Below are 19,438 nucleotides of genomic sequence, written 5' to 3'. Positions count from 1 at the left end.
TCGCCGCCGTCCCGAGGGCGTGTCAGTTGTAGATGTCGGTGAACAGGTTGACGCCGTCGTCGGTGCCAGCGATGACGAGTTTGTCGCCGTACTCGACTTCGACGTCCGGGCCGAGGTCCGTGAGGACGGCCCCGTTGCGTTCGACGGCGAGAACGGTACAGCCGGTTCGCGAGCGCACGTCGGCCTCGCCCAGCGTATCGCCGGCGAGGTGCCCGGCGTCGGTCCGGACGATTTCGACCTGCTGGTCCATCGAGATGACGTTCTCGTCCTCCAGAATCGTCGAGGCGAGCATCCGGCCGCTGACCGTCGCCAGCGAGAGGACGTAGTCGGCGCCGGCCCGGTACATCTTCTTGACGTTCTCCGTCTCCTCGGCGCGGGCGATGACCTCCACTTCGGGGTTCAAATCGCGGATGACGAGCGTGGCGAACTCCGTGTCGGTGTCCGACGAGAGCGCGAGGATGACCGTGCGGGCGTCCTCGACGCCGGCGGCCCGCAGGTCGTCGGGTTCGGTGGCGTCCCCGACCACGTCGACGCCGGCCTTCTCGGTCCGGTCGAGGACCGTGTAGGGGACCCCCGCGACGGCGAGTTCTTCGGCGATAGTCTGGCCCACCTCGCCGTAGCCGACGACCACCGTCTGGCCGCGCCGGAACCCCCGGACGCTGGAGAGGGTCTTCGACTTCAGCCGCTCTAACTGGGCGGCCGTCCCGGAGACGAGGAGGACCGTACTGCCGTCGAGTTCGGCGTCGGGGCCGGGCGGACTGACGAACTGGCCGCGGAACCACGCCCCGATGACGTTGACGCCCGTCTCCTCGCGGATGCCGCTCTCGGCCAGCGTCGTCCCGACGAGGTCGCTCCCGCGGTGGATGGGGAGTTCGGCGATGTCGAAGTCGACGCCGATTTCGAAGTCTTCGCCGAGCGTCGTCGAGACGCCGGTCGTGACTTTGCTCGCCAGACTCTCGCCGAGCAGTTGTCGCGGCGAGACGACGGCGTCGGCGCCCGCTAAGTCGTGGTACTTCGCTCGGTTTGGTTCCTCGACGACGCTGACGGTCCGGACCGCCTCGTCCACCTCGCGGGCGGTGAGGACGATACTGGTGTTGACCTGGTCGGAGGCGTCGGCGACCAGCGCTCGCGCACTTTCGAGGTGGGCCTGTTTCAGTCCCTCGACGGACTGGGGGTCAGCGTTGATGACGTGGTACCCCTCGTCGTAGAGGTCGTCGGCCCGGTCCCGGTCCGGTTCGACGATTACGTAGTCGACGTCCCACGTCTCCAGTTCGGTCACCAGCGTCTCCCCGCGCGGCGTGAAGTGGCAGATGACGATATGGTCCGAGAGAGATTGCTCGACGTGGCTCGGGGCTTCCGTCTCCATCGCCTCCTCGAACAGCGGAAAGAGGAGGACCGGCAGGGCGAGGAAGATCGAGACGACGCCGGTTATCTGCATCACGATAACCAACAGCCGCATACCAGTACTCTCCCAAGACGCATCGGAGCCGTACCCCGTGGTGGTGAACGTCTCGACGACGAACGCCACCGACTCCAGAAAGCTCCGGGGGTCGTTCTCGAAGGCGCTCATCCCGTAGTCGTAGGCGACGGCGTAGCCGAGCATGATCCCGGCCAGTCCGACGACGTACAACAGCGTCCGTCGCTGCCAGGTATCCATCTACCACATAGTTGCCGAGGCGGTGTAAAACAGTTCTGACAGCCGCGACGACGGCTTGATTCGCCCGTGTGGCCGGTATCGGTCCGACGGCCGTCTGACACCGGGCTGACGGGCGATCGACGGCGGCTCTGTCGTGCGGTTACACTTTCGCTCCGCTACGACGGAGTTTAAGTGTTCTCGCACGCTCGATTCGACCGCAGTCACACGCTCCCCACCCGTTTTCCGCCGACGCCGTCGCCGTGAGCGCTGTGGCCCGACAGTATAACACGCACCAGCGAGTAGGCGGGGCCATGCTGACCTTCGAGGACGTACTGGCCGCTCAGGACCGGGTCGCCGAGACGGCCCGGCACACGCCACTTGACTACTCGCACACGTTCTCCGCGATGACCGGCGCCGATATCCACCTGAAACTGGAACTGTTCCAGCGCACCGGCTCGTTCAAGATTCGGGGCGCGACGAACCGCATCGCCACGCTCTCGGAAGAGCAACGCGAGAACGGCGTCGTCACGGCCAGCGCCGGCAATCACGCACAGGGCGTCGCCCTCGCTGCGACCCGCATCGGCGTCGACTCGACCATCGTGATGCCGAAACACGCCCCCATCTCGAAGGTGAAGGCGACCAGAAGCTACGGCGGCGAGGTGGTCCTCCACGGCGAGGACTACGACGAGGCCGCCGAGAAGGCCCACGAAATCGAGCGCGAGGAGGGTCGAACCTACGTCCACGCCTTCGACGACGACTACGTGATGGCCGGGCAGGGGACTATCGGCCTCGAAATCTACGAGGACCTTCCGAGCGTCGAGACGGTGGTCGTCCCCATCGGCGGCGGCGGCCTCATCAGCGGCATCGCTACCGCACTCAAGGGCAAAGACGAGGACATCCGTGTGGTCGGTGTACAGGCCGAAGGCGCGTCGAGCGTGGCCGAGTCCCTAGAGAAGGGCCACCGCATCGAACGCGACGGCGTCGAGACCATCGCCGACGGCATCGCCACCCGCACCGTCGGCGAACGAACCTTCGAGGTCATCACGGAACGGGTCGACGAGGTGGTCACGGTCTCGGACTCCGAGATCGCGGTGGCGCTGACGACGCTGTTGGAGCGCTCGAAGACGCTCGCGGAGGGGGCCGGCGCCGTCGCGCTGGCCGCCGTCACCGAGGAGACGTTCGACTACGCCGACGACGAGACCATCGTCCCGGCGCTGTGTGGCGGGAACATCGACCTCAATACGCTGACGAACGTCATCATGCGCGGCCTCGTCGAGACGGGTCGGTACCTGAAGATACGGACCGTCCTCAAGGACCGACCCGGTGCCTTAGAGGAACTCGTCCAGATTCTCTCGGCCCAACAGATAAACATCTACGGCATCGAACACGACCGCACCAACCGCGACGTGGCGATGAACGACGCCGAGGTGGAACTGGACCTCGAAACCCGCGGCCCCGACCACGTCGACCAACTGCTTGCAGCCCTGCGGGAGAACGGCTACGAGGTCGAAGTGCTGGTCTGACGGTCGTTTTATACGGCTGGCGCGACCCCTGCCAGTATGAAACGGACCGTCCACACCGACGACGCGCCCGCTGCCGTCGGCGCGTACAGTCAGGCGACGACCACCGACGACCTCGTGTTCACCTCGGGCCAGATAGCGCTCACACCCGACGGCGAGATGCGCGACGAGGCGTCGGTCGCCGAGCAGACCGAACAGGCCCTCTCGAACCTCCGTGCCGTCCTCACCGAGGCGGGAACGAGCGTGGACGACGTGCTGAAGGTGACCGTCTATCTGGCCGATATCGAGGACTTCGACGAGATGAACGCCACCTACGAGACGTTCTTCGCGACCGACCCGCCCGCCCGGTCGGCCGTCGCCGTCGACGCCCTGCCGAAGGGTGCCGCCGTCGAGATCGAGGCCGTCGCCACGAAGTGATGGACGCACAGACGAAATCCAGCCTCCTGTGGGGCGTGGTCGCCGGTCTCGCCTTCCTCGTCCTCCTGCAGGGGTACGAACTACTCGCGGCGACGCCCGTCTCGGTCGGGGCCAAGGTCGGCGTTACCCTCCTCGTCGCTGTGGCGGCCACTGTTCTCACCTACGCGGTCGACGGCCGTCTGCCCGGAAACGAAAGCCCTTAACCGACCGACCACGCACACTCGGTTGCGTGCCAGGATGGCCGAACGGCAAGGCGCACGCCTGGAAAGCGTGTTCCCTTTCGGGATTCTGGGTTCAAATCCCAGTCCTGGCGCTTTCTGCCACTGACTGCGAGTGAGGAGCGGCAGCGACGAACGAGCCAGCAGTCCTGAAACGGTGGCGACTGGGATTTGCGCACGGTAGTCGCAGCCCCGGAACGGCCGAGCGATACGAGACGCGAGCGGAGCGAGGGGTCTCGAATAGGCGAACGGCAACGCCGTGAGCCAGTGAGGCCGCACGCCCGGAACGTCTACCATCTGTTCAAATCCCAGTCCTGGCGTCCCACCTTTTTCGTCGTCGGGCGTGCTCGCGTCGCTCACAACTGTTCTAGACACACCCGACAGTAGACGAAGTCGGCGTCGTTCTCGGTGCCACAGTGGGGGCATCGCGGGCGATCCGGGTCGGCTGACTGGCCGCCCTCGCCGGGGGTCTCCCCCTCGTCTGCGTGGGTTGGCGGCCCCTCGCGCCACCGCTCGCGGCCGTCGACGACGATACGGAGCAAGACCGGAATCGCCACGGCGAGGGCGATAAACGCCAACCCGGTCACGACGAGGACGTACATCTCTCCGGGCGTGACCATGGCGGCGTTACGGGCCGAAGACGGGTAGCCCCATCGGGGCTACTGGGTGCGGTAGAACTCCAGCGTGTATCCTTCGGGATCCTCGATGAAAGCGGCGTAGGCGTCTGCGGCCTCGATTTCCGTCGGTTCGAGGACCGGAGCGCCGCCGGCGTCGACGGCCGCTTCGAACTGCGCCTCGACGTCGTCGACGGTGAAGGCGATGTGGTCGACGTCGGCCCGGGTCGGCGCGATGGGCGTCGTTCGGTCGGCGTCGTAGCGCAACTGGAGGGACGGATCACCGTCCTGACCGAGGTACACGTTCTCGACGCCGTCGAGCGTAAACCGGTGGGTCTCTTCGAAGCCGAGCGCCTCGTAGAACGCCATCGCGCGGTCGAGGTCCGAGACGCAGACGGCGACGTGTGCGAGGTCCATGGCTCGCCGTTCGCTCGCCTGTGGAATGATTGTACCGGTCGGTGTCGCCGAGTCCCCGCGAGCACTGTGCTCGCCGCCGGTACTTTGGGTCTTCGCTACGAGTACGTGAGTAGAATGAACGATACGGCCCCCTCGGCGATCCTGCTGGAGTACACGCAGGACAAGATCGCGGTGCTCGACGAATCGGGGGCGTACACGTACGTAAACGCCGCCGCCGAGCGTATCCTCGGGTTCGACCCCGACACCCTCGTCGGGCAGAACGTCTTCGAGTACATCCACCCTGAAGACTGCGCCGAGGTACAGGCGCAGTTCGAGTCGATCGTCAGGACTGACGAGGCGTTCCTTGCCGACACTGCGACCTACCGCCACCGGGCCAGCGACGGGTCGTGGGTCTGGCTCGAGAGTCGGATGTCGAACCTGACCGACTCGGAGCTAAGCGGGTACGTCGTCAGTTCGCGGGTCGTCACCGACCGCGTCGAGGCCGAGCGCGACCGCCGCGAGACGCGGGAGCGGTTGCAGGAACTCGCCGATACGACCGACGACGTGCTGTGGATGTTCGACGGCGACTGGTCGGAACTCCTGTTTTGTAACCCGGCTTACGAGGACGTCTTCGGTCGCCCCATCGAAGAACTGGAGAGCGACCCACAGAGCTTCCTCGAGGCCGTGTACCCGCCGGACCGGCAGGTCGCCGAAGAAGCGATGGAGCGCCTCTCGAACGGGGTTCAGACCGACCTGGTGATGCGAGTCAACCCGTCGACTGACTACAACCGCTGGCTCTGGGTGCAAGGCGAACCGATAGTTCGGGACGGCGAGGTGGTTCGTATCGCCGGGTTCAGCCGAGACGTCACCGACCGGCGCCGTCGGGAACGCCAACTGCTCGTCATCGACAACTTCCTCCGGCACAACGTCCGCAATCAGTTGAACGTCGTCATCGGCAACGCGGCGGCTCTAGAAGCCGACCTCGACGGCGAACGCGAGGACCGCACTGCGATGATTCGGCGGGCGGGCGAGACGCTTCTGGAGACGGCCGAGAAGCAACGCGACATCGTCAACGTCCTCACGACGATGCCACAGTCCACGACGACGGATGTCGCTGCCACGGTCAGAGACGCGGTCGCACCCCTCCGCGACCAGTACCCCGACGCGACCATCGACACCGCGGCTTCGGAGTCTGTCATCGTCGAGGGGCCCGGGGAACTGTCGATCGCGGTCGCCGAACTCGTCGAGAACGGTATCCGTCACGCCCGCTCGGACCGCCCGACCGTCACCGTCAGCGTCCGAACGACGGCTGACGACGTCGAACTGTCGGTCACCGACGAGGCTCCGCCTATCCCGGAGTACGACCGGCGAGTCTTGCTCGGCGATCACGAGATGACGGCTGTCAACCACAGCCGCGGCTGTGGCCTCTGGCTCGTCTACTGGATCGTCGACCTGGCTGGCGGGAGCATCGACCACACCGCCGACGAGAGCGGCAACACTGTCACGATCTCGTTGCGACGAGCGTTGTAGGCGACGACCGCACGGCGACGGTGGGACGTTCTGCCTCGCTGACACTGATGCCGCTACCACGACCGAGCGGTGTGCGAGCGACGCGAACGCACCCGGCGATGAACACGGTGACGCGCGTAGCCAACGAGCACCACCGGCCGTCACAAGGACCCAAAGCGCCCGTGAACGCGAGTGGCGTCGCCGCTCAGTCCGTCTGTTCCCGAACTGTCACCGTCTTCGCGGAGTAGTCCTCGACGAACGCCCCGGGACCGCCGACGCTGACCTGTTCGCCGTCGACGTCTAGAACGAGCGTGTTCTGGACGGGGAAGTCGTAGGTGGCCGGTTCGAGCAGTCCCTGTTTGATGTCGGCGACGGTGCCGGTGAGCGTCCCGTAGTCCTGCCCCGGAAAGAGGTCGACCGTCACCTCGATGTCTTTCTCCGCCGCGTGTTTGGTCGCGACGAAGACCCCGTGTCGGAACGAGAGGTCTTCGGCCGGCAGTGAAAGCGGGTCCGCGCTGGCGACCTCGTCGCCGGCGGCCCAGAAGTTGAACCACTGCGACCCGATGGCCCCGGACGCCTTCGGACTCTGTTCGAGGACGAGGCCGTAGTCGCCGTCGCGGTGTTCGCCCCGCAACAGCGAGGAGTCGCTGGTGACCGAGACTTCGTTGTCTATCATGACGATGCTCTCGACCGGCGGTTCCCACGTCCGGACGACGTCTGCGACCTCGGCCGTCCGGTCGACGGTCTCGTGGTCCTCCCCGCCAAGCAAGAGGGCGATGAACACCCCACGGTCGCGGGCCCGTCCGAGCGGTTCGGTGAGGCGGTCGGCGACGGGGGCCGGCACCATCATGAATATCTCCTCGTCGGCCCCGTCGATGAGCGTCTCCAGTCGCTGATAGAGCGTCTGTCTCGCCCGAACGAGTTCGATAGCCGGGTAGTCACGTTTCGTGTCGGTAAAGCGTTCGGAGAGGTTCGATTCGAGGTCGGTCAGTTCCTCGGTCATCGACTCGATGGCCGACTCCGGGTCGACGGCACGTACCTGCGTCGGCGTCCGGTGGTCGTCGACGACGACGAATCCGCGCTCGGCGAGGCTCTCGACGAGGTCGTAGACGTACCCCGTCGAGATGTCCGTCGCAGACCCTATCTCTGCGACCGTCGCAGATCCCCGTTCGAGGACCGCGAGATAGGTCTCTGCCTCCGTATCGGAGAGACCGAACTGCGTCAGGCGGTCGACTGTCGAATCCATTTACGCCATCCGAGGACAGCGACCCTCTTTATTGCACCGTTCACGCGGTTTCTCCGGTAGCCCTCGCTGATTGCATCTCTGGCGGAATTCTCCAATAATATTTATGAAAACATTTTTCATCACGCCTTGTGACCGGTGTGGTATGTGTGGGCAATTGGGGGGAGGTGGTCGGATGGACGATACCGAACCAAACGTCGTCGGGGTCGTCAGGGTCGTTCGCGCCGCGGCGGAAGACCCGTGGGGATGTGGTGGCATCGCACTCAGAGACGGTGAGAGCGCCGCCGACGATCCGAGTATCGTCGCAGTGTGGGCGTCACCGGCCCACGGGGTCGCCATCGGCCGAGGAGCGTCGCCCTCGCGGCCGCCGGACCCGACGACCACGCTCGACGTCTCGCTCCCGGTCACGCTCGAACTGACACTGACCGGCCGCCGGTGTGTCGGCCGGTACAGCACGGACGGGACGACGTGGCACCGCATCGCGCCGTCGCTGACGGTTCCAGACTCGTTCCGACCGACGCTCGTGCCATTTACCGCGACGTCCAGCGGGACGGTCAGGATCGAACCGCTGTCGCTGTCGCACCAGCGACCGACCGGCGGGTCGATGACGACGACGCTCGGATAGCTCTCGGCCGGTCGCTGTACGGCTATATATCGGTCATAGTAGCGTTTTCAACTGGGATTTCGAAACAGGTCGGTGATGGCAATACCGACAGCGGAGTACGCGGACACCGTCACGACGCGGACGGCGACCTATCTCGATGCAGTCGCCGACTGCGTCCTGTTGCTGCCACAGATACTCGCCGCGTACGACGACGACCCGGCGCGGCGCGAGGCACTGACGACGCGACTCGCCGACCGCGAGTCGGACTGTGACGACCATCTCCGGTCGCTCCGGACCGACATCGCCAGAGCGACACCGAACTTCACGGACGTCTACCTCCGGGCCGACGCGCTGGTGGAACTGTACGCCTGTATCGACGAGATACCGAACGCGGCCGAGACGTTCGTCCGTGACCTCGATGCCGTCTCGCCCGAACTCGACCCGCAGACGCTCGCGACGTTTACCGACGTCGCCGCGTTGGCGGCCAGAGCGACTCGGCTCCTCGTCTCGACGACGCGAGGCTACGTCCAGTCACTGACGACCGCCGGTCCGTCGCCCCACGTCTCGGGGACCGTCGACCGCATCGCGGGTATCGAATCACAGTGTGACGACCGCCGCCACGCGGTCACCTCGCGGGCGTTCGACGACCTCGCTGTCGCGGACGCACTGCTCGTCCGGGACCTCTCACGGTCGCTGGATACGGTGCCCGACGCCGTCGAAGACGCCGCAGATCACCTCCGATTTTGCTGGAGCGGGGACTGGTAACTCAGTTGTCGTCCGCTCGCCGCAACCGCACCACACCGGCGCTGTACTCCTCGACGAACGCGCCGGGGCCGCCCACGCTCACCGTCCCGTCCGCCGTCGACAGCACGATCGTGTTCTGCAGCGGGAACTGTGCGGTCATCGGGCCTAACAGGCTCTGCTCGACGTCGACGACGTGGCCCTCGATAGTCGCCCCGGACAGCAACTCGGCCGTCGCGTACAGGTCGCTTCCCCCCCGCAGGTGCAACGTCGTCTGGAAGACGGCCTCGCTGAAACTGTCGTACGTCGCCGGCAGGTCGTCGGGCGGGGCGACGTAGGCATCGCTGGTGCTCATCCAGAAGTTCGTGAACAACGCGCCGATCGCGCCCGACAGTTTCGGGCTGTTGCGGACGAGGAGCGCGAACTCCGACCGGTCGTGTTCGCCGTACAGCACGCCGGCGTCACCGACCATCGCCGTGCCGCCGTCAGTCATCGTCACGAACGGGATGTCGCACGGACAACGCCGGGCCGCGGTGACCCGGCCCTCGACGCCGTCGGTGACGGACGCCGGGCCACAGTCGCTCAGCAACAGCAGGACGAACACGCCGCGGCCGACGGCCGCTTCGAGCGCGTCGACGACCCGTTCCAGCGCCGGGTACGGCACCGAGAGGTACAGTTCGGTCTCGGCGGCATCGATTGCCCGCCGAAGCCGTCTGCCGGCCGGCTGACGTGACTTGACGACCTCTACCTCGGGGTGGTCCGGGTCGGTGTGTGAGTAGTGGGTTCGCAGGGACGACTCCAGTCGGTCGAGGCCGGCCGCCAGGTCCCGTACCGTCTCTTCTGGCTGTTGGGCTCTGACCTGTGTCGGTGTGAGGTGGTCGTCGACGGTGACGACGCCTCGTTCCTGCAGGTCACCGATGACCTCGTAGGCGTACCCCTTCGAGAGGTCCGCCGCGGTCGCGACCTCACCGACTGTCCCCTGACCGAGTTCCAGCACCGCTCGGTAGGTTTCTGCTTCCGTCTGCGAGAAGCCGAACTGTTCGAGTTGGTCGATGAGTGGCCCCATGCCTCTAGTGGGTCCTGCAATCCAGTCGGCAAAGAGGTACCCCTTTGCCGCCTTTGCGATGTCGTTGTATATCTGATGAGAGAAATAATAGAAATACTTACACGTAATGCGTTCCATACTGCCGGTGCCGGGGGCTGTCAGCGTTCGTCGTCGTCTGACGACGGCGGACGACGAGGCATGGCACCTGTCGGTGGACACACCATCGACCACGTCTCTTCGGTTGTTTCGCGTTCGCTGTGACTTATACGGACGGCGGTACACTGCTCGGTATGAGTCTGCAGGCCCTGTTCAACGACATCCCGTTCGTCGAGGAACTCGGGATAGAGCTAACCGACGTCGGTGACGGACACGCCGAGGCACGCCTCCCGTTACGCGACGCCCACTCCTCGAATCCCAACGCTCGCATCGCCCACGGCGGCGTTACGTACTCGCTGGTCGACACCGTCGGCGGGGCCGCCGTCGTCTCGCTCTCGGAGCGTATCTCCCCGACGGTAGACATGCGTATCGACTATCTCGCGCCCGCGACGGACGACCTGCGAGCGACGGCCGAGGTCGTCAGAAACGGCGGGAGCGTCGCCGTCGTCGACGTAGAAGTGTACGACGCTGACGACCACCACGTCGCCAGTGCTCGCGGGACGTACAAGACCGACGGCGATGGTGGGCAGTCCCCGTGGACCGAGGGCGTCGACGCGGAGTCGGTCGAAAAACTCTCCGACTAGTCGCCACCGACCATCCGCATACCGTCGCGCACCGACTCTCGGCGACCCAGTAGCGTCACCATATCGCCCTTCTGCAGGACGTAGTCGGCGGTCGGCACCTGCGCTTCCGTGTGGTCCTCGCCGCTGACGAGCGCGATGAGACAGGCTTCCGGGAGCATCGGCCCGATGTCACGCACGGCCTCGCCGATGAGTGCCTCGTTGCGGACCTCGACTTCCTGTACGTCGCCGGTCCGTCCCACGTCCGTCATCCAGTGGGCGATGGCGGGCCGTTCTATCTGGTTGTCGATGGCCCACGCCGTCGCCATCGCCGAGGAGATTGTGCGGACCCCGAGGTCTTCGAACGCCTCGACGTTGTCCGGGTTGTTCGCCCGGGCGATGACGTGGTCGATGCCGAACTTCGAACTCGCTAGCTGTGAGACCAGCAAGTTCGCGTCGTCGTTGCCCGTGGCGGCCACAATCGTCTTGGCGTTTTCGGCGCCTGCAGAGCGCAACACGTCCGTATCGGTACCGTCACCGATTTCGACGGTGTACCCCTCGTTGCGCCCTCGTTCGACTATCTCTTCGTCCTCCTCGATGATGACGACGTTCTCGCCTCGGTCTTCGAGGCGTTCGGCGAGCGCCCGGCCCACCTTTCCGCCGCCGACGATGATGACTCGCATTGGTATCACGTCCAGTTTTTCCGCGATGTATCGCGCCAGCCCGCCTTCCAGCAGGGCGGTCGCGAAGATGACCAGAAACACCGTTCCGAGCAGAATCTCGGCCTGACTGGTCAGCAGGTCCGCCTGCGCCAGCAGTTCGGTCGCCTCCTGCCCGCTCGCTTCGGCCGCCTCGTTCCGAAGTTCCCCCGCGACGCTGTTCAGTTCCACCGCAAAGAGCGTCGCGACGGACGCCGGGATGATGCCGCGCGGCCCGACGAAACTCACGAACAGCTTCTCGGCTCGGGTAAAGCGGTCGCCGACGGTGGAGATGAAGACGAGTACGGGCCGGATGATCAGCGCGACGGCGAGGACGACGGCGATGCCGGCCAGTCCCACGTCGATGAGGGCGTCCAGACTCAACTGGGCCGCCAGCGCGATGAAGACGAACGAGAGCACCAGCAGCGTGATGTCGCCTTTGAACGCCTCGATGTCCTCCTCGTAGGGGTGGTCGACGTTCCCCAGCGCTATCCCGGCCGTGGCGACGGCGGCGACGCCGGCCTCCGTCGCGATGGTGTTTGCGGCCGCGTAGGCGACGAGCGCGCCGGCCAAGACCAGGAGGCGGGAGTTCCGCGGGGCGTCGCCCGGCGAGAGGTCGATGTACTGCAACAGGTAGTACAGCAGGCCCGCGACGATGAGACCGACGAGCAGGCCGGTCCCGAGTCGGAGCGCGAACGCCTGCAACAGGCCCTCGCTGCTCGCCCCGGGGTTGACCGTCTCGAAGACGACGACGGCGATGATGGCCGCCGTCACGTCGTTGACGATGCCCTCCGTCTCTAAGGCCGTCGCGACCCGGTCACGGACCGGGACGACGTTCAGGATGGGCGTGATGACCGTCGGTCCCGTCGCGACCAGTAGCGCGCCGACGAGGAACGCGAGGTTCCACGAAACGGCCTCCTCGGCGAAGGCGAACTTCACCGCGACGGCCGTCCCGACCAGCGCGATGGCGGCCCCCAGCGTCACCAGTCGGAACGTCGCCGTCGGCGCCTCGCGGATGCGCTCGAACCGGAGGTGATACGCGCCTTCGAAGACGATGATGGCGACGGCTAGCCCGACGATAGCCGACAGCGCACCGCCGAACGTCTCACTCCCGACGAGTCCCAGTCCCGGTTGGCCGATGACGACGCCGACCAGCAGGTAGAAGATGATACTCGGAACCTGCAGTCGGGCGGCGAGCACCTGTGCGAGGACGCCCAGCCCGATGATGCCGGCAACCAACGGAATCAGGAGTGTCGAGCTACCAGCCACTGCTGTCCTCCATCTAGCCCGGACAAGGGTACCCCCCTGTATAAACGCACTCACTCCGGCCGAACGTACCGTTGTCGCCCGCTTCGACTCTCAGTCGTCTCGGTCGAGCGCGACGATGATGCCCCGAACGTTCATCGCCACCTCCGCGCTGGCCTTGCTCTCGCCCCAGATGTCCGGCGTCTCGACCGTCTCGACGAAGTGGTCGACGACCGCGTCGTCGTCGCCCAGTTCCGCCCGTTTCGACTCGACGGCGGCCACCCAGTCGGCGAGCATCTCCGCGTAGACGTCGAGTTTGTCGCCGGTCGGCGCCGGGCCGAAGTGGCCAAACAGCAGCGTCTCCGGGTCCAGTTCGGCGATGGTCTCGACGTCGGCGAGTGCCTGTTCGAGGTCGAAGTTCACCGGCGGACTCGTGACGTGCATCTCGTCGGTCGAGGGCGTGTAGATCCCCGCGGCATCGGCGGTGAACACGCCGTCTATCGTCGGGTCGTGGAAGACGACCTGATGCGGGGCGTGGCCGGGCGCGTGGACTACCTCGAAGGTGTGATCGCCGAGGTCGATTTCGTCGCCGCCGCTGACCTCGACGAGACGGTCCTCGGGAACCGCTTCCGGTTCGACGTAGTGTTCTATCTGGTCCCCGACGGCACCTTTCGTCCCCTCCCAGATTCGTTCGGGATCGACGAGGTGCCGGGCGCCGAGTTCGTGGACGTACACCGTCGCGTTCGGACACGCCTCGGCCAGAAACCCGGCCCCGCCGGCGTGGTCGAGGTGGATGTGCGTGAGCGCGATGACCTCCAACTCCTCGGGTGCGAGACCCACTTCGGCCATCGCATCGAGGATGCGCTCGTAGTTGGTGCCCAGACCGGTGTCGACCAGCGCCGGTCGCTCGGCGTCGACGATGTACACCGATCCGTACTCCGGCACGTCGTACATCCCGGTGTCGACGTAGTAGACGTCCTCGCACGCCTCGGCCTCGTACACGTCACCGATTGCCATAGGTAGGGTGGTGATTGGGGTGCAGAAAACGGTTGTGTTCGCCGGGAACGGCCGTCGGTCGTCGTCGTCCCGACGGGACGACGCCGAACAGCGAGTGGGGGCTTTCTGGCTGTTCACTTCCCCTCTCCGGGTCCGGCCTGCCGTGAATGCTAGGACCGACACGCCTAATTTCGCCCGTCGAGAACCGTCGGCCATGTTATCGAGACAGTTCGTCCGGGAGAACCCCGAGACGGTCCGTGACGCCATCGAACGCAAAGGCGTCACGGGCGTCGACCTCGACGAGGTGCTGGCTATCGACGAGGAGTGGCGCGAACTGAAGGCGAAAGGCGACGGCCTGCGACAGGAGCGCAACGAGATTTCGAGCAAGATAGGGGAGTACAAGCAGGCGGGCGAGGAGGAGCAGGCCCAGGAGGCCATCGACCGCTCGCAGGAACTCAAAGACGAACTGCAGGCGGTCGAGGACCGCGCCGACGAACTGGAGTCCCAACTGGAGGCGGCGCTGCTGGAACTGCCGAACGTCCCCCACGAGTCCGTGCCGACCGGCGAGGGCGAGGCAGACAACGTCGAGGCCTACCGCGAGGGGTTCGACGACCTGCGTGATCTCCCCGAGGCGGTCATCCCGCACTACGACCTCGGCGAGGAACTGGATATTCTTGACTTCGAGCGGGGTGCGAAGGTCACCGGCGGCGGCTACCAGTTCGTCAAGGGCGAAGGCGCACGCTTAGAGCACGCGCTCATCCAGTTCATGCTGGATGTCCACCGCGAACAGGGATACTCCGACATCCTCCCGCCGATTCCCGTCAACTCCGCGTCGATGGAGGGGACCGGCCAGTTGCCGAAGTTCGACGACGACGCCTATCGGGTCGGCGCGCGACAGGACGACGACTACGACGAGGACGACCTGTGGCTCCTGCCGACGGCCGAAGTCCCCGTCACCAACATGTACCGCGACGAGATCCTGCTGGACGACGACCTGCCGGTGAAACATCAGGCGTTCTCGCCGAACTTCCGGCGCGAGGCCGGCGAACACGGCACCGAGACACGCGGGTACGTCCGCGTCCACCAGTTTCACAAGGTCGAACTCGTCAACTTCGTTCGCCCGGAAGACAGCTACGACCGCCTCGAATCGCTGCTGGAGGAGGCCGCAGAGGTGCTCGACCGCCTCGAACTGCCCTACCGCGTGCTGGACATGTGCACCGGCGACATGGGCTTTACGCAGGCCAAGAAGTACGACATCGAGGTCTGGTCGCCCGGCGACGACATGGCGGACGGCCCCGATATCGGCGGCCGCTGGCTGGAAGTCTCCTCCGTCTCGAACTTCGAGGACTTTCAGGCCCGGCGCGCCGGACTGCGCTATCGACCCGAGCGCCACGAGTCCGCGGAGTACCTCCACACGCTCAACGGGTCCGGCCTCGCGGTACCTCGCGTGATGGTCGCCATCCTCGAGTACTACCAGAACGAGGACGGCACCGTGACCGTGCCAGAGCCGCTTCGGCCGTACATGGGCGGTCAGGAGGTCATCGAGGGCTCCGAACCGGTCGGCGAGAGCGCCGTCGGCGCCGGCGAGAAAGAGTAACGGTCAGTCGTCACCCGCGGTCGAAGCCGACAGGTCGGCCACCTGCTGACAGACGTGTCGCACTTGCGGAAGCGTCGACGCCGGGAGCGCGTCGGGGTCGACCCACCGACACTCGAAGATGCCTTCTCGCTGGTCGGCGTCCGGTTCCGAGAGGACCGAGCAGTCAAACACCGTGTACACCGAGACGGTGTCGTCGAGGCTGTCGTGGGCGTACCAGAACTCTGTCACCGGTCTGCCGACTCGGGCCCGGCAGTTGAGTTCCTCGCCGAGTTCGCGCCGGAGTCCCTCGGCCGCGTCCTCGTGTCGATGGACGCCGCCGCCGGGGAGCGTCCAGAACGGCGTCCCGTCGGCGTGGCGCTCTCTGACCAGCAGCACCTTCGATGCCGACGTCACCAGCCCTTTCGCACCGTCTCTGAGGCGGAATGACCCGTGGCGGCGCTCGGACGCCGGTTCGCTATGGGGACTCGGCCGTCTCGCCATGCACTACTCAGACCCGTCTGGAACGTATAAATAAACGCTTCCTAATGCTCACCGGGCGACGGCAGGACTCGGCGCCGCGATGGAATAGTATGACGGCCGTACCCCGTCTAGCCCCGTATTATGCGTTACCGTTGCTGACCCGATACCGGTCCGTCGGTACTGACTCGGCCGCCGTGACACGTTCTCCCTGTCGGTGAAACCGGCGCTTCACTTCGTGTACGTCTCGATTCGCTCGATGTGTCCCTCGGCGAACTGGAACACGTCGACGAAGCGGGCGATCGGGTCGCGGTCGGCGTCGAGCAACCGCCCGCGCACCGCGACGCCGCTGCCGTCCGCCTGTCGGAAGACTCCGTCGATCGGGTGGCTGGTGTCCGTCTGGGGTCGCTCCTCGCGCATGAACTGGACGAACCGCTCGCGGCCTTCGATGGTCCGGTCCGGCCGGTCGTGGACGAACTCCGGCGCGAGCAGTCGGCTCAGCAGGTCGTAGTCGCCCTCGTCCAGCGCCCGGTAGTAGGCGCGAGCGGGGTCGGCCGGCGTCTCGTCGCCGTCAGTCATCGGCGCCTCCGTCGCCCTCGCGCTCGTCGGACGCGGGGTCGGTCAGGTCCAGTTCACCGTCGACGGCCGTCTCGTCGTCGACGGTCGCCGCACCGTCGCTCTCGTCGGTGTCGTCGGTCGCCTCGTCGTCACTATCGGGGCCGTCGTCCTCGGCGGCCCCCGGCAGTGTCTCGACCATCGTCGCTGGCTCTTCGGCCCCCGCCTCCGTCGATGGTTCGGACTCGGGGGTACTCGCCGCTAGTTCGGCCTGTATCTCGGCCAGTTCGTCGTCGTCGATTTCGCCGTCGCCCTCGCTGTCCGCAGACGCCGCCGTTTCAGACGTATCAGACGCCGCTGTCTCGGAGTCGCCCGTCGTCGGTCCCGGGTCGTCGGTGACGGTTGTGCTCTCGTCCGCGGCGTCGCTCGTCTCGGCCACCTCGTCGTCGATGTCCACGTCGAGTGCCACGTCCGCCGTCTCCGGAGCGGTCGGGAGGATGGTCGATAGCTCCGCCTCGGCCTTCTCTACGTCGTCGACTGCCGGCGGCCACTCGCCGTCCGGGTCCGGCGGTTCCTCGTACCCGCGGGCGGTTTCGAGCGGTCGCTCGGCGTCGTCGCGGAGTTGCTGTCCCTCGGCACCGCTCCCGCTGGAGTAGGCGCTCGCGGCCTGTGTCAGCCAGTCGGCGGCCTGCCACAGCGAACTGGCTTTCGTCCGGGCCCCGTCGTAGATGGGTTCCAGCGACTCGTCGTCGACGAACCGAACCGCGGTGTCGAACTGGGACTCGGCCTCCTCGAACGCCTCGCGGGCGCGCTGGAAGTCCGACTGGGCCAGCATCCACTCGGAGTCGCCGAACTCGTGCATCGCCGCGGTGAACGCCCGCCGTCCCTCGGTGTAGTGGGCGTAGCCGATGCGGTAGCGGGCGAAGGCGGTGTCGTCGCCGCCGGTGTCGGCGATGGCGTCTTTGAGTTCCTCGACCCGAGGGAGTGCCGTCGGGTCGTCGGTGTGCCACGCGTACCGGACGACGCCGTCGTGGTCGACGACGGCGACGGCCCGTTCGACCAGTCGCTGACCGATGTCGTCGACCATCGTCAGATCGTACTGCGCTGCGACGTCGCCGGCGGTGTCGGCCAGCAACGGTACCTTGAGGTCGTAGTGGTCGGCGAACGCCCGGTGGCTGTACACCGAGTCGGGACTGATGCCGAGGATGGTGACGTCCTTTTGCATCGTAAAGAGGTCGAGTTCGTCGAGGTCACACGACGTCTCGTCACAGGCCTGATTGAAGTCGGCCGGGTAGAACGCGAGGATGACGACGTCGTCGCCCAGGTACTCCTCTAAGGCGACCCGTCGGCGCTCACCGTCGACGAGCGCCGGTAACTCGAACGTCGGCGCTACCGTCCCCTCCCCAATCACAGTTGCATCTATACCTACCGATACTTAAGGGTGGTTGACATCGACCCGGCGAACGAGCCGCTTTTGCCCGCTGAGGTGGAACTGACGGTGTGGAACTGCACGTTCGCTACGAGGGTGACGACGACCCTGATAAGTGTAGCGCCCGGAAACTCGCACGCTTCGACCTCGCCGAACTGCACCGGGCGACCCGCTCGACACCACCGGGTATCGTCCTCAACCCCTTCGCCGAGCAAGCCCTCTCGCCGGCGGACGCACCGACGGCCGGCGACGGCGCCCGCCACAGCAGACTGGTGGCACTCGACTGCTCGTGGGAGACGGCCGAACGCGAGGCGTTCGACTTACAGGGCGTCCACCGCTCCCTTCCGTTCCTCGTCGCCGGCAACCCCGTCAACTACGGGACGGCGTTCCAGTTGAACACCGTCGAGGCCTTCGCCGGGGCGCTGTGTATCCTCGGCGAACGCGACCACGCCGAGGAGATTCTCTCGAAGTTCTCGTGGGGCCACACCTTCCTCGAACTCAACGAGGAACCCCTCGCCCGCTACGCCGACTGTGCGGACTCCTCGGCCGTCGTCGCCGTGCAGGACGACTATCTGGCCGAGGAGTGAGTCAACTGATTACCGGGTCACGAAGCGACGCGTCGCAGTGCGGGCACGCTTTGCGGGTCTCTGCCTCGATGACGTCGTCGATTCGTTCGCGGCAGTTCGGACAGCGCATGCGATGGGCTACCACGCCGACGGTCTTGTAGATTCCCCATCATTTATCAGGGTCGCCGAACCCGACGCCGATACCCGACGGGTCCGACGGCGGGGCGAGTGGACTGGCCGGCACGTCCGGCGACGGGTCCGGGTCGTTATACCCGCCCGGTGCCACGTCGTTGGGCGCGTCGGCGTAGCACAGCGACGCCAGCGCCTGGATGTGTTCGCGGCCGACGCCCAGTTCGAACTGACCGCCGCCGTAGAGTCGAATGCCCCGCGTCTCACAGTGTGCGACCGTCTCCAGCACCGACTCGACGGTGCCACACCGCGACGGTTTCATGTTGAGCCACTCGGGTTCGAACGGCAGCGCCTCGACGCTCTCGACGCCGGTGATGGGCACGTCCCACGTCACCCGGTCCTCTCGCCCGTCGAACACTGGCCGCGTCTCGTCGGTCAGGTTCGGGTCCTCGATTAGTGCGTCGGGCAGGGCGTCGACCACGCGGCGGTAGAAGTCGGCGTCGACGGTCACTTCGACGCCCTCCGTCTCGTACAACCCTTTCAGGTCGAGGACGCGGACGTCGTACGCTGCGAGTGCGGTCAACAGGTCGTCGCTCCAGTCCGGCGTCGGGTCGAGTTTGAACGCCAACTCGTCGTGGACGTCGAGCAGTGCGTCCAGTCGGTCGGTCGTCGGCGGGTCGTCGTCCTCGGACTCGGCGAGGCGCGTCGAGACGACGAACGAGACGGGGTCGTACTCGCGGCCGAGCGCGGCCCCGAGGCTGGTGTCGGCCTGCTTCAGCGCCAAATCGAGCGCGGCGCTCTCGAACGCCCACCGGCGGTAGTGGTAGAACCGCTCTTCGTCCGGGGGCTCCGGCCAGAGGTCGGCGTCGTCGAGTACCGCCGAGAACGAATCGAGCGTGTACTCGCCCGACAGGTCGACCGCGTGGTCGGCCAGCGCGTAGTGGGCCTCGTTCGTGTAGGTGACGTCCTCGCCCCGGCCGGTCTCGCCGCCGCCGGAGAGTACGACGGTGGTCGTCGCTCTATCGAAGCCGCTGGAGGTGGCTCGCTCGCGCAACTCGAACGCACAGTCCTCGACGTGTAGCGGGAGGTCCGCGACTCGGTCGTACAT

At 66.2% G+C, this 19,438-nt stretch carries 20 protein-coding genes and 1 tRNA gene; 10 read left to right on the top strand and 11 right to left on the bottom strand.

Annotated elements, in window-relative coordinates; all coding sequences use genetic code 11:
• Nucleotides 1-22 precede the first annotated feature (22 nt).
• Nucleotides 23-1,657 (bottom strand): potassium channel family protein, encoded by a 1,635-nt coding sequence (locus tag IEY28_RS16510; RefSeq protein WP_189000356.1) that lies wholly within the window; start codon nucleotides 1,655-1,657, stop codon nucleotides 23-25.
• 290 nt (nucleotides 1,658-1,947) lie between these two features.
• Between IEY28_RS16510 and ilvA the strand changes: the two genes are divergently transcribed.
• From ilvA to IEY28_RS16490, 4 genes are all read left to right on the top strand, one after another.
• Nucleotides 1,948-3,159 (top strand): threonine ammonia-lyase, encoded by a 1,212-nt coding sequence (ilvA, locus tag IEY28_RS16505; RefSeq protein ID WP_189000444.1) that lies wholly within the window; start codon nucleotides 1,948-1,950, stop codon nucleotides 3,157-3,159.
• A 36-nt stretch (nucleotides 3,160-3,195) separates the two neighbouring features.
• Nucleotides 3,196-3,573 (top strand): Rid family detoxifying hydrolase, encoded by a 378-nt coding sequence (locus IEY28_RS16500; protein WP_189000340.1) that lies wholly within the window; start codon nucleotides 3,196-3,198, stop codon nucleotides 3,571-3,573.
• Nucleotides 3,573-3,776: a DUF7981 family protein gene (locus IEY28_RS16495; RefSeq protein ID WP_189000338.1), complete on the top strand. Its 204-nt coding sequence runs from the start codon at nucleotides 3,573-3,575 to the stop codon at nucleotides 3,774-3,776. Before IEY28_RS16500 ends, IEY28_RS16495 begins: the two co-directional genes overlap by 1 nt.
• 28 nt (nucleotides 3,777-3,804) lie before the next feature.
• Nucleotides 3,805-3,886, top strand: a tRNA-Ser gene (locus tag IEY28_RS16490).
• Nucleotides 3,887-4,147: 261 nt separating this feature from the next.
• Here IEY28_RS16490 and IEY28_RS16485 read toward each other — a convergent pair.
• Entirely contained in the window at nucleotides 4,148-4,411 is a 264-nt protein-coding gene (locus IEY28_RS16485; RefSeq protein ID WP_189000335.1) for a DUF7577 domain-containing protein, read from the bottom strand.
• 39 nt (nucleotides 4,412-4,450) lie between these two features.
• Entirely contained in the window at nucleotides 4,451-4,822 is a 372-nt protein-coding gene (locus IEY28_RS16480) for a VOC family protein (RefSeq protein WP_189000331.1), read from the bottom strand.
• Between the two features lie 114 nt (nucleotides 4,823-4,936).
• On the opposite strand from IEY28_RS16480, the gene IEY28_RS16475 reads away from it, so the two are divergent.
• Nucleotides 4,937-6,331, top strand: coding sequence for a PAS domain-containing sensor histidine kinase (locus tag IEY28_RS16475; protein ID WP_189000328.1), 1,395 nt, complete (start codon nucleotides 4,937-4,939; stop codon nucleotides 6,329-6,331).
• A 184-nt stretch (nucleotides 6,332-6,515) separates the two neighbouring features.
• Here IEY28_RS16475 and IEY28_RS16470 read toward each other — a convergent pair whose 3' ends face one another.
• A complete protein-coding gene (locus IEY28_RS16470; RefSeq protein WP_189000325.1) occupies nucleotides 6,516-7,556 on the bottom strand; it encodes a TrmB family transcriptional regulator sugar-binding domain-containing protein in 1,041 nt (346 codons plus the stop codon).
• A 172-nt stretch (nucleotides 7,557-7,728) separates the two neighbouring features.
• Between IEY28_RS16470 and IEY28_RS16465 the strand changes: the two genes are divergently transcribed.
• Nucleotides 7,729-8,178: a hypothetical protein gene (locus IEY28_RS16465; RefSeq protein ID WP_189000321.1), complete on the top strand. Its 450-nt coding sequence runs from the start codon at nucleotides 7,729-7,731 to the stop codon at nucleotides 8,176-8,178.
• 75 nt (nucleotides 8,179-8,253) lie between these two features.
• Nucleotides 8,254-8,922: a DUF47 family protein gene (locus IEY28_RS16460; protein WP_189000318.1), complete on the top strand. Its 669-nt coding sequence runs from the start codon at nucleotides 8,254-8,256 to the stop codon at nucleotides 8,920-8,922.
• A gap of 1 nt (nucleotide 8,923) precedes the next feature.
• Here the strand turns inward: IEY28_RS16460 and IEY28_RS16455 are convergent, their stop codons facing one another.
• Nucleotides 8,924-9,964 carry a TrmB family transcriptional regulator gene (locus tag IEY28_RS16455; protein ID WP_189000316.1) on the bottom strand — a complete coding sequence of 347 codons (1,041 nt, stop codon included), beginning with the start codon at nucleotides 9,962-9,964 and terminating at the stop codon, nucleotides 8,924-8,926.
• 269 nt (nucleotides 9,965-10,233) lie between these two features.
• Between IEY28_RS16455 and IEY28_RS16450 the strand changes: the two genes are divergently transcribed.
• Entirely contained in the window at nucleotides 10,234-10,683 is a 450-nt protein-coding gene (locus IEY28_RS16450; RefSeq protein ID WP_189000313.1) for a PaaI family thioesterase, read from the top strand.
• Here the strand turns inward: IEY28_RS16450 and IEY28_RS16445 are convergent.
• Nucleotides 10,680-12,626, bottom strand: a complete 1,947-nt coding sequence (locus IEY28_RS16445; protein WP_189000310.1) for a cation:proton antiporter domain-containing protein — start codon at nucleotides 12,624-12,626, stop codon at nucleotides 10,680-10,682. The genes IEY28_RS16450 and IEY28_RS16445 overlap by 4 nt on opposite strands.
• 90 nt (nucleotides 12,627-12,716) lie before the next feature.
• Nucleotides 12,717-13,619 carry an MBL fold metallo-hydrolase gene (locus IEY28_RS16440; protein ID WP_189000307.1) on the bottom strand — a complete coding sequence of 301 codons (903 nt, stop codon included), beginning with the start codon at nucleotides 13,617-13,619 and terminating at the stop codon, nucleotides 12,717-12,719.
• Nucleotides 13,620-13,812: 193 nt separating this feature from the next.
• On the opposite strand from IEY28_RS16440, the gene serS reads away from it, so the two are divergent.
• Nucleotides 13,813-15,195 carry a serine--tRNA ligase gene (serS, locus tag IEY28_RS16435; RefSeq protein WP_189000304.1) on the top strand — a complete coding sequence of 461 codons (1,383 nt, stop codon included), beginning with the start codon at nucleotides 13,813-13,815 and terminating at the stop codon, nucleotides 15,193-15,195.
• 3 nt (nucleotides 15,196-15,198) lie between these two features.
• On the opposite strand, the gene IEY28_RS16430 is transcribed toward serS, so the two are convergent.
• The 3 genes from IEY28_RS16430 to IEY28_RS16420 all read right to left on the bottom strand — a co-directional run bounded on the left by IEY28_RS16430 (nucleotide 15,199) and on the right by IEY28_RS16420 (nucleotide 17,617).
• Nucleotides 15,199-15,675: an NUDIX hydrolase gene (locus IEY28_RS16430; RefSeq protein ID WP_189000300.1), complete on the bottom strand. Its 477-nt coding sequence runs from the start codon at nucleotides 15,673-15,675 to the stop codon at nucleotides 15,199-15,201.
• Between the two features lie 207 nt (nucleotides 15,676-15,882).
• Nucleotides 15,883-16,230, bottom strand: coding sequence for a nuclear transport factor 2 family protein (locus tag IEY28_RS16425; RefSeq protein WP_189000297.1), 348 nt, complete (start codon nucleotides 16,228-16,230; stop codon nucleotides 15,883-15,885).
• Nucleotides 16,223-17,617, bottom strand: a complete 1,395-nt coding sequence (locus IEY28_RS16420) for a redoxin domain-containing protein (protein WP_189000294.1) — start codon at nucleotides 17,615-17,617, stop codon at nucleotides 16,223-16,225. Before IEY28_RS16420 ends, IEY28_RS16425 begins: the two co-directional genes overlap by 8 nt.
• A gap of 89 nt (nucleotides 17,618-17,706) precedes the next feature.
• Here IEY28_RS16420 and IEY28_RS16415 point away from each other — a divergent pair, with 89 nt between their 5' ends.
• Nucleotides 17,707-18,222, top strand: coding sequence for a DUF367 family protein (locus IEY28_RS16415; protein WP_166967604.1), 516 nt, complete (start codon nucleotides 17,707-17,709; stop codon nucleotides 18,220-18,222).
• Between the two features lie 148 nt (nucleotides 18,223-18,370).
• Here IEY28_RS16415 and IEY28_RS16410 read toward each other — a convergent pair whose 3' ends face one another.
• Nucleotides 18,371-19,438, bottom strand: coding sequence for an enolase-like domain-containing protein (locus tag IEY28_RS16410; protein WP_189000291.1), 1,068 nt, complete (start codon nucleotides 19,436-19,438; stop codon nucleotides 18,371-18,373).

This window comes from Haloarcula pellucida (assembly GCF_014647235.1).
In the GTDB taxonomy this organism is placed as follows: Archaea; Halobacteriota; Halobacteria; order Halobacteriales; family Haloarculaceae; genus Haloarcula; species Haloarcula pellucida.
Note: the sequence above shows the minus strand (reverse complement) of the source record. Positions and strands in the feature narration are given on the sequence as shown.

Coding starts and splice junctions, on each gene's coding strand:
- IEY28_RS16510 (WP_189000356.1), bottom strand. CDS start 1,657: ATGGATACCTGGCAGCGACGGACGCTGTTGTACGTCGTCGGACTGGCC.
- ilvA (WP_189000444.1), top strand. CDS start 1,948: ATGCTGACCTTCGAGGACGTACTGGCCGCTCAGGACCGGGTCGCCGAG.
- IEY28_RS16500 (WP_189000340.1), top strand. CDS start 3,196: ATGAAACGGACCGTCCACACCGACGACGCGCCCGCTGCCGTCGGCGCG.
- IEY28_RS16495 (WP_189000338.1), top strand. CDS start 3,573: ATGGACGCACAGACGAAATCCAGCCTCCTGTGGGGCGTGGTCGCCGGT.
- IEY28_RS16485 (WP_189000335.1), bottom strand. CDS start 4,411: ATGGTCACGCCCGGAGAGATGTACGTCCTCGTCGTGACCGGGTTGGCG.
- IEY28_RS16480 (WP_189000331.1), bottom strand. CDS start 4,822: ATGGACCTCGCACACGTCGCCGTCTGCGTCTCGGACCTCGACCGCGCG.
- IEY28_RS16475 (WP_189000328.1), top strand. CDS start 4,937: ATGAACGATACGGCCCCCTCGGCGATCCTGCTGGAGTACACGCAGGAC.
- IEY28_RS16470 (WP_189000325.1), bottom strand. CDS start 7,556: ATGGATTCGACAGTCGACCGCCTGACGCAGTTCGGTCTCTCCGATACG.
- IEY28_RS16465 (WP_189000321.1), top strand. CDS start 7,729: ATGGACGATACCGAACCAAACGTCGTCGGGGTCGTCAGGGTCGTTCGC.
- IEY28_RS16460 (WP_189000318.1), top strand. CDS start 8,254: ATGGCAATACCGACAGCGGAGTACGCGGACACCGTCACGACGCGGACG.
- IEY28_RS16455 (WP_189000316.1), bottom strand. CDS start 9,964: ATGGGGCCACTCATCGACCAACTCGAACAGTTCGGCTTCTCGCAGACG.
- IEY28_RS16450 (WP_189000313.1), top strand. CDS start 10,234: ATGAGTCTGCAGGCCCTGTTCAACGACATCCCGTTCGTCGAGGAACTC.
- IEY28_RS16440 (WP_189000307.1), bottom strand. CDS start 13,619: ATGGCAATCGGTGACGTGTACGAGGCCGAGGCGTGCGAGGACGTCTAC.
- serS (WP_189000304.1), top strand. CDS start 13,813: ATGTTATCGAGACAGTTCGTCCGGGAGAACCCCGAGACGGTCCGTGAC.
- IEY28_RS16430 (WP_189000300.1), bottom strand. CDS start 15,675: ATGGCGAGACGGCCGAGTCCCCATAGCGAACCGGCGTCCGAGCGCCGC.
- IEY28_RS16425 (WP_189000297.1), bottom strand. CDS start 16,230: ATGACTGACGGCGACGAGACGCCGGCCGACCCCGCTCGCGCCTACTAC.
- IEY28_RS16410 (WP_189000291.1), bottom strand. CDS start 19,438: ATGTACGACCGAGTCGCGGACCTCCCGCTACACGTCGAGGACTGTGCG.